This is a genomic window from Pseudodesulfovibrio karagichevae (assembly GCF_041414475.1).
GTDB lineage: Bacteria > Desulfobacterota > Desulfovibrionia > Desulfovibrionales > Desulfovibrionaceae > Pseudodesulfovibrio > Pseudodesulfovibrio karagichevae.
Map to the genome: position 1 here is coordinate 1 of NZ_JBGLYH010000091.1, position 10,912 is coordinate 10,912.

Below are 10,912 nucleotides of genomic sequence, written 5' to 3' on the forward strand. Positions count from 1 at the left end.
GGGCTGGGGTGCCAGCAACGAAATGCTCAATCAGACGACCGGATATATGAGCCGACAAACGCGATCTTTTTAGCCTCATAGTCCCCCCTAATACGACGAGAGATCTATGTCAGCCCCAAACTTTTTAGCGCCGCTTCGCGGGATGCACGAGCGCGGCGGGTTGTTCTTTATGTAATATGTCCAGTCGATGCGTCCGGCTCGCCGCCCCCTCGCGCAGCGACTCAAAAAGTTTGGGAAGGAGAGAGGGGATGGGGGGCCGGGGGCATCCTCACCGCTATACGGCTTCGACGCCTTTCACTTCGGGGATTTCCTTGAGGACGATCCGTTCGATGCCGTTCTTGAGGGTCATCTGGGACATGGGGCAGCCCTTGCAGGCCCCGGTCAGGCGGACCTTGACGATGCCGGAGTCGGTGACTTCGACCAGTTCCACGTCGCCGCCGTCGCCCTGGAGCATGGGACGGACCTTGTCCAGTACGGCTTCCACTTTTTCTCGCATGACAAAACCTCCGTGAATTCGGGTTCGGTCGGAACATCTACGGCCTGGCGCGCCGGTTGTCAAACCCGGGGCGCGGGCCGGAATCGATGCATGGGGTTCGGGGGCCGAAAACCGGCCCGGCTACTGTTCGATGAGGATGGAGAAGGCCTCTTCGAGCTCCTCGTCCAGGTCCTCGACCATCTCGTCCATCAGCTCCGGGGTGAAGTGCATGGAGTCCCAGACCTCGGGGGACGGGGGCTGGACGAAGAACTCGCCGCTGGAGCCGACGCCCAGGCCGGTGGCGATGGTCTCGGCGCAGTGGACCAGAAGCGGCTCGGCCTCCTTGTGGCCCGCCTTGGGCTGGTGGTGTTCGAGCACGGCCGAGACCAGGATGTAGGGGAAATTCCACTTGCGCAGGAGCATGCCGCCCAGGGTGGCGTGGTCGAACCCGAGCAGCGCCTTTTCCTCGGCGAACAGGACCACGTCCTTGGCCCGGGCGTGGGCGTGCACGGCCGTGGCCCGCTCCGGCTCCACCTGGAGCAGGATGAGCTGGCCGATGTCGTGCAGCAGGCCGGACACGAAGGCGCGTTCCGGGTCGCCCTGGCCCGTGATGCGGCACAGCCGCCGGGCGATGAGGCCGCAGCAGATGGAGTGCTTCCAGAACTGCTCCATGTTGATGACGTCGGCGGGCACATCCTTGAACAGGGACATGACCGAGGTGCCCACGGCCAGGGTGGACAGCTGGTTCACGCCGACCACGGTGACGGCCCGCGAGATGGTGTCGATCTGCATGGGCAGGGAGTAGAAGGCGGAGTTGACCATGCGCAGCAGGAAGGCGGTCAGGCCGGGGTCCTGGCTGATGATCTCGGCCAGGTCGTTGGCCGAGTTGGACCGGGAGCTGATGGCCTGTTGCAGCTCGAGAAAGACCTGCGGCAGGGCCGGGAGCTGGTGGTCGTGGCGCAGGATGTCCAGGGGGTCCAGGGGCAGGACCTCGGGCAGGGGGGACTCGGCCTCGAGCCGTTCGTACCGGTGCGGATTCGCGACCATGTCCGCAGCCACGCGCCTGACCCCGAGGCGGGCCAGCCGTTTCAGGGATTCATCCGGTTTCTTTATGAACTTGAACCGCTTGGTCAGCAGTTTTTTTGCCGCTTCAAGGGTCTCGGGCGCGAACGCCTCCTCGGCCTTCACCCTGGCGCTTTCTTCAGCCATCTGTCGTTCCTCGGTGGTTATGGAAGCCAGCCGTCTGCAACATAATAGAAAGCACGTAGGATATAAAGCTCTTTTTGCCGAAAACCGGAAAGCTCGGCCCCCTAGAGCAGCTGGAAGTTGTACTGGAGCCGCAGCCGGACCTGATAGCCGTCCTTACCGCCCATGCTCTCGTCCTCGTCCTGGTAGGAGAAGCGGCTGAGGAGGCTCATCCCCTTCAACTCGCCGTCGAAGTCGTAATAGAGGTCCAGGTCGTATTCACTGCGGTCATAGCTGGCGTGGGGGCCCGTGTCCGGGGTGTCGCCGAAACCGGCCTTGATGTCCGCCCGGTAGCCGTCCCAGCCGATGTGCGAAAAGTCGTAGCCCACGCCGAGCAGGATCGCCTTTTCCCCGGCCCGAGCGAAATTGTAGGCCATCATGTTGTTGAAGAACGGATAGACGCCCCAGGAGTTGCGGATGCCCGTGTCGTCGTTGACGATGGACCCGCCCAGGTCGAAGGTGAAGCCGCTGTACTTGAGGGTGCCCATGAGCCCGGCCTCCTGCCCGCTGTAGGTGCCGTTCAGCTGGTCGCCCACGCTGCGCTGGTCCACGCCCTGGAAAAGCACGGAGTACTGGACGTCCCTGGTATCGCCGAAGGTGTACTTGAACTGGGTGAAAAACGTGTTGTCCAGGTCCGGGGCGTAGTAGTTCCAGAACCGCGTCGGCAGGTAGTCGAACGGTTTCCAGTCGGCGCCGGCCATGACCACGCCCCGATCGTAGTCCTTGAGCCCGGCCATGTAGCTCATGGACTTGAACAGTTCGGTGTCGCGGCCCTTTTCCTTGTCCACCCAGAACAGGGACAGCTCCAGGTTGTCGATGGCCGAGGACTTGAGGCCGTAGGCCTCGAAGGTCTGCGGGAGCATGCGGCTGTCGTTGCCGTTGATGAACGGGGTTTCGATGCGCTGCCGCCAGACGCGCGCCTCGGTATCGGCGTAGCGCGCCTTCAGATACGCCTCGCCCAGGACCGCGAAGCCCTCGTTTTTCGAGGTGAGCAGCCCGGTGCCGCCCTGGTCCGGCTGGTTGAATTCGCCGGTTATGGGCCCCGTGCCGTACAGGGCCGCGCCCGCGCCGAAGTGGTCCGCGATCCACGGGGTCTCGTACTTGAGCCAGCCGCCCAGGGCCAGGGACTCCTTGATGTTGTCGAACTCCTGGCCCGTGCTCTTGTTGCGCTGGGTGAAATAATAGAGCCTGACCTGGCCGGTGACGGTGCCCCACTGGGAGGCCTTCTTTTCATCGGCGGCATAGCCCGGCAGGACGAGGATCAGGGAAAGGAGACAGGCCAGGACAAGATGCGATAATTTGGCGGACACGGCGGAATTCCTTGCGTTGAAGGCTTGGAGCCGGGACCGATTCCCGGCCGTTGCGGCCACGCTACACCAAATATGCGCAAAAGGTAACCTCCAGAGATGTCGGGAGGCCTCAGAAAATGAAATGCGGATTGTTCGCCTTTTCGTGGCGCACCGTGGTCATGGGCCCGTGCCCGGAATAGACGCGGGTGTCGTCCGGCAGGGTAAAGATGCGCGAGCGGATGGAGGAAAGCAGCTCCGAGGAACTGCCGCGCGGCAGGTCGGTGCGGCCCACGGCGATCATGAACAGCAGGTCGCCCACGAACACGCACCCGGCCGCCGGAAAGAAATAGGACAGCCCGCCCGGCGTGTGGCCGGGAGTGTCCAGGACGAACAGGGGCTGCGCCAGCGCCGTGCGCCGTCCCGGGCCTATGGCGGTGTACGGGAAGTCGATGAACCGCGCGAACTCCCGGCAGCCGCCCGCCTCGAAGGAGAAGTCCTTGAGGAACTCGTCCTCCGCGCTGGCGAAGACCGGCGCGGGATGGGCCTCAAGGAGTTCCTTGACCCCGCCGATATGGTCCAGGTGAAAGTGGGTCAGGTACACGCCTTCCAGGTCCAGCCCCAGGGCCGAGATGCGCTCGATCAACCGGCCCGGCTCCAGGCCGACGTCCACGACCACGGCCCGGCCGTCCATGCTCACCAGGTAGCAGTTGGTCTCGTCCGGACCGAGGATGAAGGTCTCTATGATCAGTCTGGCCATGGCTTGCCCTGTTCCGCTAGACTGCGTATGCAGTAGATGACACTAACGATTTCACAAGGATAAGCATGCTGTACTTCCTGGGCAACTGTCAAATGGATTTCCTGTCCCGGTCCGTGGCCCGACTCGGGCTGCCCGTTGCCCACAATGAGCTGGCCTCGCCCATGACCCACGCGAGCCACCCCGGCGGGGTCCCGTCCGCCCTGGCCCGGCTGGTCCGCGAGCACGGTCTCGACGACGCCTTCAACGGGCGGCGGCCCGAGGACCAGTTCGGCCTGCCCCGACCGGAGGACGCGCCCGCCCTGCTGGTCCTGAACCTGTTCCACGAGACCGCTCCGCTCTTCCTGCACAACGAGGACGGCTTCATCTTCCACATGAACCCGGCGGCTTGGCGCACCGACCCGAAACTGGCCGCCTGGATGGAGACGCACTGCCGCCCCATCGCGCCCAACCCGGCCAGCTACCTGACCCGGTTCGGCCAGTTTCTCGCCCACGTCCGCGAGCGGCTGCCGGACACGCCGATCCTCCTCGTCACCCGCCTGAACCACTACCCGGCCTTCGGCCCGGCCCCGCACTCCTACCTGGAGAACTGGGCGACCCTGAGCCGCGAGGCCCCGGCCCACTTCGCGGTCTGGGAGCGCGAGCTGGGCGTGCGCGTGCTCGATGCGAACCGGGTGTTCGCCGGAATATGGCGGGAATCGGGCAAGACCATCGAGGCGCACTGCCCGTTCCTCAAGATCGAGCTCACGGAACGGGACGGCGCGGTGGTCGGCCTGCACGCCTCGCGCGACGTGGAGCATGTCGGCCCGCTGTGGGCCCCGCTGGCGGACAAGGTCGCGGCCTTCATGGAGACCGGGGAGATCCGCTACGAGGCAGGCGAAACCGCGCCGCCCGAATGGAACCGGCCGTGGCGTCCCGTGGTTCTGGACGACGAGGCGGTCATCGACCGCTTTGCCAGCGAGCGCAACTACCCCTGGGCCGAAGCCGTGGGCAGCTTCTTCATGGACCTGACGCGCGACCGCACGCCGCTGCTGGCCGCGTCCGGCGAGTTCATGCCCGTGTGCCACAACACCCTGCACATGATCCGCGCCTACGGCCGCATCTTCAGGAATCCGCTGCTGGCCGCCTTCTGCGACGCCCACCGGCCGATTGCCGAGGCCTTTACCGACAACGGCCCCCTGTACCGGGCCGACTACCTGGCCCGCCTGGACGAAATCCGGGCGCACGCGCTGCGCTGACGAGATCGGCGGCGGAAGCCCGAAAAAGACAAGGACCGGCCCGGCGATGCCGAACCGGTCCCCCCTGGCGTATTTCAGCGCCCGTCCCGTCAGTTGACCCGAATGAACTCGAGAATGTCCTTGTTGATGACGTCCGCGTGCGTCGTCGCCATGCCGTGGGGATACCCCGGATAGGTCTTGAGCGTGCCGTTCCTGAGCAGCTTTATCGACAGCAGGGCCGAGTCGTGGATGGGCACGACCTGGTCGTCCTCGCCGTGCAGGACCAGGGTGGGAACGTCGATCCTCTTGAGGTCCTCGGTGAAGTCCGTCTCGGAAAAGACCTTGACGCAGTCGTACTGGGCCTTGACCCCGCCCAGCATGCCCTGCCGCCACCAGTTCAGGACGATGCCGGGCCGGGATTCCACGTTGTCGCGATTGAATCCGTAGAACGGGCCGGAAGCGATGTCGTGGTAGAATTGCGCCCGGTTCTTGAGCAGCTGCTCGCGGAAACCGTCGAACACCTCGATGGGCGTGCCCTCGGGGTTGCCGTCGGACTTGACCATGATCGGGGGCACCGCGCCGATGAGCACGGCCTTGGCCACCCGCCCCTTGTCCGCGCCGGCCACGTAACGGGCGACCACGCCGCCGCCGGTGGAATGGCCGACCTGGACGGTGTCGCGCAGATTCAGCTTGGCCACCAGCTCGGCGGTATCCGCCGCATAGTGGTCCATGTCGATTCCGTCCCCGACCTGCGAGGACCGGCCGTCGCCCCGGCGATCGAAGGCGACGACGCGGAATCCCTTGTCGAGGAAGAAGAGCATCTGCGAATCCCACTCGTCTGCGGTCAGGGGCCATCCGTGATGGAACACGATCGGCTGTGCGGACTCGGGTCCCCAGTCCTTGTAATAGATATCAACGCCGTCTTTTGTCTGTAATATAGCCATGGTCGAATCTCCTTTGGTTTACGGAAGCGCTTCGCCCCGGGTCAACGATACCGAGGAAAGCGACGGAACCAACACCATAGCATGGCTGCGACGAAATATCACGTCGTTCCCACGACAAAAGCGAATTCCTGGCGGAGCGCCCGGCAGGCCGACGGGTATTTCGGGGTCGCGGGAAGCGATGCGCACGAGCCTCGGCCACCTGCCGACCGCGGCAAGACCGGCCAACGGCGTTCCGATCCCGGCACCGCCGCTTGCTCCCACAAGACCTATAATCAACGGCGCGTCCAACCCCGCCGGATCACCCCGTTCACCGGGTCGTCCAGACAATACCCGTACCAGTCCGGGTCGCCGCCCTTGTCCCCGATGGGGTCCGGGGCGATCCAGCGGCCGGTCCTGACGTCGTAGTCGCGTCAGCCGAAGCTATTGAATCACGTCCAGTTTGCCTGTGACAAAACAGGAATTGTCGAACACGGGACAATCTACTGCCTGATTCTCAGGTCTTCACCTAAGCATCGGCCAACCTTTGAGTCATAATCAGGTGTTATTCTGCATTTGATGTTACCAGCATAGGGTTCGAGAAACTTAAAAGGCTCCACCACTTCAAGCTCCAAGACCAGATCGCTGCCCTCCCCGGAAAAGGGAAGGTCAAAAAGCATGACAGGAATCAAAGAGGTACCGCGGCGGAGTCCCAATTGCCGTTTGTCTGGAGGAAACGACACCCCATCACCAAGCAACCGGCCATCGGACAGAAAACGATATGCCAACAATCCCGGGCCAACCAGACGGTCGTGAAATACGTTCTTATCCGGTACGGTCAAAGCCAGATCATAGCGGGTCCGGTATGTAAATTTGAGAGGGATTGAAACCGTCTCACCTTTTTTGGTCACGTCAAAGGGGGCCTCGTAGATTGGCCGATAATATCTCTCGTAAAGAAAAGAGGATTGAAACCAATTCGTGTTGTAGACGTATATACCGCCGAGAACGATGCAAAGGAATATGATTAATAACGTTTTCATGCAGTGTCCTGACAGCCGGAGGGACTCAGCCCCTCCGGCTGATTTTTTTAATGTTTCTTAGCGGTGCGCAAAAACCGGTATCGATCACGCAACCTGTCAGCGTAATCCTGGCAATTGTTTGATTGTCCACCCATCTTGCACAACTTATATTCACCCGGATCAAGGCTTTTTTCGGCTTCTCGCATCAGTTTATCGTCAAAATGCGTTTCATTGAGCTTGTATTTGCTGATGTCTTCATTTCGCATCATTTTGTCTTTCCCAAGCCCGATGTTATCGCCGGTCCCATCTTCATAAAAACCCTGTTCATGTTTCAGTTCATAATTTCTTTTATTAGCTGTTGAGCCCCCGGAGCCAATCCAATGCCAACTGCCAGGTAGGAAACTCAAAGGACGCTTTCCGAACCGGAACAACCCCATCGGATCAACCCCATTCACAGGGTCGTCCAAACAGTACCCATACCAGTCCGGGTCGCCGCCCTTGACCCCGATGGGGTCCGGGGCGGTCCATCGGCCGGTCCTGACGTCGTAGTCGCGCCAGCCGAAGCGATTGAGCCCAGGTCCCGGTCGTGCAGGCCGTCCGTGAGCCTCAATCGATCATTGCCGACTTATCCGGTGGTTACATCTGATAGGCGCTTTTTATGATTACTCGGACGGGCTGTCGTGTTTTGAAATAGGTAAATGGCTCAGTGACCCGAATATCCATGGTTACAGTGTGGACATTTCCCCTGACATGAAAGGCAAAGAGCTCGTATGCCGTCTTACCATCTTTGTGTCCGACCGTACCGGTCCATGATTCACTATGCTCAATAACAGTGGGCTCACCATCCTGCGTTATGGTAGCCGTCAGTTTTCCCGGCATTGATCTCACGGGATAAGCCAAATCGGACATGGAACCGGTCACTACGACAAACAATCCATATTCCCCGTAATACTCAGGGGGAAACTCAATTTTTCTGTGTACGTTCTCCCATATCGGAATGTTGCCCCAAATACGGGAGCATAAAAATCGTCGTAGAGATTGGATAAAACCGCATTTTGCATTCTTAACTGCAGTATCTTCCATATGCCTACTGATATTATACTAATGGAAACTAATATAACAATTGGTACTCGTATGCTATTGTTGTTGTACTTTTTATATATTTTCTATAAATTACAATACATACGAAGGGCTAACAATACAAATTACTTTTCCTTTGTATTTGGACAATTTCGTGATCGGAGAAATAACTTCCACAATGAGTTTGCTGGCTCCGCCCCACCAATGAAGCGGTAGATCAAAGGTGTACACAACTCCTTCATGTCGCCCATTGGCGATGAATAACCCTGTCAACTTAAGATTTTTTATTATCTCCTTTTTCACGACATGATCCTTCGAAACAAAGGAGAATGAAAGCGCTCCGTCTAAATCTTTAAGTATATTGTTGAGTGGATCACCCTCATAAGGAACACATATCGCGAATCCATACTCCGTCCTATAAACATATCGTAGTGGAATCTCTATTTTGTTGCCTTTTGTTGACACATCGAAGGGCGACATGAATATCGGATTATAAAAATCTTTATTGAAAATTGCGTTGAATATATCACTTTCAACTACAAAATACCCTAATGTAAATACAATAACTACTATAAATATTTTGCGCATACTGTATCATCACCAGCGGCAAACGCTGTTGCCGCTGGTGCCGTTATGGTATTATCGTTGCTTGTCCCCTCGTTCCAAAAGGTCATATCGCCTTCTGAGAGTGTCCGCAAAATCCTGACAATTGTTCTTTTTGCCGCCGATTCCCAGCAGGTTGTACCGCTGCCCCTCGGTGTCTATACTTTTTATTGCCCGCCGCATCCGCTTACCATTATACTCTTTTGGTTCCATTTCGTATTGGCTGCTTTTTTCCGACCTCACCATGCCTTTTGATCCAAGGCCGATATTCTCTTCGCTTCCATCTATAAAAAACCCCTGTTCATAGGAAAGTTCCGTGTTGTTCTTATCGTCCAGGCGTTTTGCCCCCTCCATCATCTGCCTTGCCAAAGGAAACGTTGCCGGATGCAACATACCGAGTGCGGTCACAGCTTGTGCCGGACCAAAGCTCTTCAGTAGTTTTCCGCCCGGCATGTCCAGTTCACGCTTCCCGAAACGAAAGCCGCCTTCCAATCCTTCCGGATCCACCCCGTTCACCGGGTCGTCCAGGCAGTACCCGTACCAGTCCGGGTCGCCGCCCTTGTCCCCGATGGGGTCGGGCGCGGTCCATCGGCTGGTTCTGACGTCGTAATCCCGCCAGCCGAAGCGGACAAAGCCCAGGTCCCGGTCGTGCAGGCCGCCCGCGAAGCCGAGGGGCAGACGCAGGTCCGGGTTGGTGTCCTCGACGATCCCGCCGAACGGGTCGTACAGCCAAGTGACAATTTTATCATTGTCACAAAATATTAATTTGGATACCTATCAATATTCATATGAACAACACCTAACGGTCACCCAGCCCGCCGTGAAGAAAGGAATTGGCATGATGACCAAAAACAGGGCAAGTGCTATCCTAGCCGTCTTTATGCTCATATCAATATGCGCTTGCCAATACCCTACGCAGACCAGATACAATTATTCTGAAGTTGGCCAAATCCAAGTTGTCCAATTCGGTACAGTTATTGCCGTAAGAGACATTGATATCTATGGAGAAAACAGCGGGGCAGTAGCTCTAGCCGGTGCGGCCGGAGGAGCTGCCATTGGGGTCGGTGCCGGAAACGGATTCAACAGTGTTGCCGGGGGAGTCGCTGGCGCAACGGCCGGTGCTGTCCTTGGTTCGGAAGTTGAGCAAGCCATCAGACGCCGTGGAGGTGTAGAATATACGGTGGTTCTTCAAAACGGGAAGACGATAACCGTAGCTCAGAATGTTTCCGAAAAAGATATCATTCTTGCCATCAATGACAGAGTAATGGTTCAGATCAATGGACAATATCAACGCGTATTACCGGCCAAAGATATCCCAGAAGAAATAGAAAAACCAAAAGGTATTGAATTAAAATGAAGATACTAGCCCCTCTCCTTGCCATTTTTGTATTATCCGGCTGTGCGATGACAGTAGATAAGATTAATGTCCCCTACCAAGGTTCTGCGAACATTACTGTTGTAGAAGGCGCTGAGAATGTCCCCATTACTGTTACTCATGAAGACAAGCGTACCGTGTATAAAGACCGTGTAGGCACTAAAAAGAATGGCTACGGCATGGAAATGGCCGAGATCGTGGCCACTAATGATATCGCTAAAACGGTTGCGGATGGTGTTGCGTTTGAACTTGAAAACGAAGGTTTCAAAGTTGGTGAAGAGGGGAAAACCATCAACGTAAAATTAATGCGCCTTTACAACGACTTTAAAATGGGCTTTTGGTCTGGCAGCGCTGTTGCTGACGGCTTAGTTCAAATTGAAGTGCGTGATGACGGGAAATTAATCTTCTCAAAATCCTACGAAGGTGGCGGTGTCGAGGAAAGCATACAACTCGCAAGCGGCAAAAACGCACGAGCAGCTCTCATCAAAGCAATGACGGACATTGTTACAAAGATTACTCAAGATCCGATGCTCCATTCTGCGTTACTGAAACCGTCTCCATCCCCTGAACAGCACCTTGCCGAAACAAAAACCGAGGATTAGTTGTAAGGTTGCGAATCAAAATCTTAAAGTATCATAGCCTATTGCGCAGACACACCGCGAACCATTGAGATTCGGTTTTCCTTTTCCCTGCCCCCCCCAAGGCACCAATTTCTCAGCCACGCTGAACAATACCTAAAAATGGGCCGCCCGTCCTTTGTGGTCGAGGCGGCCCTTTTTTTGTTTTACGCATGGAGGAAAACTCCGCCGCTAGCTGTGAAGTTATAGGAGGTTGTTCACTCGGCCCTAATCGGTCAAATTGTGTTTACGAAGACGCAATTGCCGAAAGGAGGACCGAGTGAACATTCATGCCAATGCCAGATTGACGCCGATTCG

13 protein-coding genes and 1 pseudogene are annotated in these 10,912 nt (G+C 57.5%); 3 read left to right on the plus strand and 11 right to left on the minus strand.

The annotated features are described in order from the left end of the window. Nucleotides 1-274 precede the first annotated feature (274 nt). The 4 genes from AB6M95_RS18425 to AB6M95_RS18440 all read right to left on the minus strand — a co-directional run bounded on the left by AB6M95_RS18425 (nt 275) and on the right by AB6M95_RS18440 (nt 3,766). Nucleotides 275-496, minus strand: coding sequence for a NifU family protein (locus tag AB6M95_RS18425; protein ID WP_371388213.1), 222 nt, complete (start codon nt 494-496; stop codon nt 275-277). 120 nt (nt 497-616) lie between these two features. After that, complete coding sequence (locus tag AB6M95_RS18430; RefSeq protein ID WP_371388214.1) at nt 617-1,684, minus strand: HDOD domain-containing protein; 1,068 nt, start codon at nt 1,682-1,684, stop codon at nt 617-619. Between the two features lie 101 nt (nt 1,685-1,785). Further along, nucleotides 1,786-3,030 carry an OprD family outer membrane porin gene (locus tag AB6M95_RS18435; protein WP_371388215.1) on the minus strand — a complete coding sequence of 415 codons (1,245 nt, stop codon included), beginning with the start codon at nt 3,028-3,030 and terminating at the stop codon, nt 1,786-1,788. Between the two features lie 109 nt (nt 3,031-3,139). Continuing rightward, complete coding sequence (locus tag AB6M95_RS18440; protein ID WP_371388216.1) at nt 3,140-3,766, minus strand: MBL fold metallo-hydrolase; 627 nt, start codon at nt 3,764-3,766, stop codon at nt 3,140-3,142. A gap of 65 nt (nt 3,767-3,831) precedes the next feature. On the opposite strand from AB6M95_RS18440, the gene AB6M95_RS18445 reads away from it, so the two are divergent. Beyond that, nucleotides 3,832-5,001, plus strand: coding sequence for an SGNH/GDSL hydrolase family protein (locus AB6M95_RS18445; protein WP_371388217.1), 1,170 nt, complete (start codon nt 3,832-3,834; stop codon nt 4,999-5,001). Nucleotides 5,002-5,090: 89 nt separating this feature from the next. Here the strand turns inward: AB6M95_RS18445 and AB6M95_RS18450 are convergent, their stop codons facing one another. The 7 genes and pseudogenes from AB6M95_RS18450 to AB6M95_RS18480 form a co-directional block, all read right to left on the minus strand. After that, nucleotides 5,091-5,924: an alpha/beta fold hydrolase gene (locus AB6M95_RS18450; protein ID WP_371388218.1), complete on the minus strand. Its 834-nt coding sequence runs from the start codon at nt 5,922-5,924 to the stop codon at nt 5,091-5,093. 272 nt (nt 5,925-6,196) lie between these two features. Continuing rightward, nucleotides 6,197-6,304 carry a hypothetical protein gene (locus AB6M95_RS18455; protein ID WP_371388224.1) on the minus strand — a complete coding sequence of 36 codons (108 nt, stop codon included), beginning with the start codon at nt 6,302-6,304 and terminating at the stop codon, nt 6,197-6,199. Nucleotides 6,305-6,403: 99 nt separating this feature from the next. After that, on the minus strand, nt 6,404-6,940 hold the full coding sequence (locus tag AB6M95_RS18460) for a hypothetical protein (RefSeq protein WP_371388219.1): 537 nt from the start codon (nt 6,938-6,940) through the stop codon (nt 6,404-6,406). Between the two features lie 47 nt (nt 6,941-6,987). Next, the gene (locus AB6M95_RS18465) at nt 6,988-7,386 is read right to left on the minus strand and encodes a hypothetical protein (protein WP_371388220.1); all 399 of its coding nucleotides are present in this window, start codon (nt 7,384-7,386) and stop codon (nt 6,988-6,990) included. 21 nt (nt 7,387-7,407) lie between these two features. Then, nucleotides 7,408-7,530 (minus strand): annotated as a pseudogene (locus AB6M95_RS18470) (RHS repeat-associated core domain-containing protein); the annotation flags it as partial. Between the two features lie 562 nt (nt 7,531-8,092). Next, nucleotides 8,093-8,587, minus strand: a complete 495-nt coding sequence (locus tag AB6M95_RS18475; protein WP_371388221.1) for a hypothetical protein — start codon at nt 8,585-8,587, stop codon at nt 8,093-8,095. Nucleotides 8,588-8,638: 51 nt separating this feature from the next. Next, complete coding sequence (locus AB6M95_RS18480) at nt 8,639-9,364, minus strand: RHS repeat domain-containing protein (protein WP_371388225.1); 726 nt, start codon at nt 9,362-9,364, stop codon at nt 8,639-8,641. A 76-nt stretch (nt 9,365-9,440) separates the two neighbouring features. On the opposite strand from AB6M95_RS18480, the gene AB6M95_RS18485 reads away from it, so the two are divergent. Both AB6M95_RS18485 and AB6M95_RS18490 read left to right on the plus strand, forming a co-directional pair. Next, the gene (locus AB6M95_RS18485; RefSeq protein WP_371388222.1) at nt 9,441-9,959 is read left to right on the plus strand and encodes a hypothetical protein; all 519 of its coding nucleotides are present in this window, start codon (nt 9,441-9,443) and stop codon (nt 9,957-9,959) included. Then, on the plus strand, nt 9,956-10,579 hold the full coding sequence (locus AB6M95_RS18490) for a YajG family lipoprotein (protein WP_371388223.1): 624 nt from the start codon (nt 9,956-9,958) through the stop codon (nt 10,577-10,579). Before AB6M95_RS18485 ends, AB6M95_RS18490 begins: the two co-directional genes overlap by 4 nt. Nucleotides 10,580-10,912 lie beyond the last annotated feature (333 nt).

Excerpts from the sequence above, each read along its gene's own strand:
- AB6M95_RS18425 (WP_371388213.1), bottom strand. The coding sequence starts at position 496 with ATGCGAGAAAAAGTGGAAGCCGTACTGGACAAGGTCCGTCCCATGCTC.
- AB6M95_RS18430 (WP_371388214.1), bottom strand. The coding sequence starts at position 1,684 with ATGGCTGAAGAAAGCGCCAGGGTGAAGGCCGAGGAGGCGTTCGCGCCC.
- AB6M95_RS18440 (WP_371388216.1), bottom strand. The coding sequence starts at position 3,766 with ATGGCCAGACTGATCATAGAGACCTTCATCCTCGGTCCGGACGAGACC.
- AB6M95_RS18445 (WP_371388217.1), top strand. The coding sequence starts at position 3,832 with ATGCTGTACTTCCTGGGCAACTGTCAAATGGATTTCCTGTCCCGGTCC.
- AB6M95_RS18450 (WP_371388218.1), bottom strand. The coding sequence starts at position 5,924 with ATGGCTATATTACAGACAAAAGACGGCGTTGATATCTATTACAAGGAC.
- AB6M95_RS18460 (WP_371388219.1), bottom strand. The coding sequence starts at position 6,940 with ATGAAAACGTTATTAATCATATTCCTTTGCATCGTTCTCGGCGGTATA.
- AB6M95_RS18475 (WP_371388221.1), bottom strand. The coding sequence starts at position 8,587 with ATGCGCAAAATATTTATAGTAGTTATTGTATTTACATTAGGGTATTTT.
- AB6M95_RS18485 (WP_371388222.1), top strand. The coding sequence starts at position 9,441 with ATGATGACCAAAAACAGGGCAAGTGCTATCCTAGCCGTCTTTATGCTC.
- AB6M95_RS18490 (WP_371388223.1), top strand. The coding sequence starts at position 9,956 with ATGAAGATACTAGCCCCTCTCCTTGCCATTTTTGTATTATCCGGCTGT.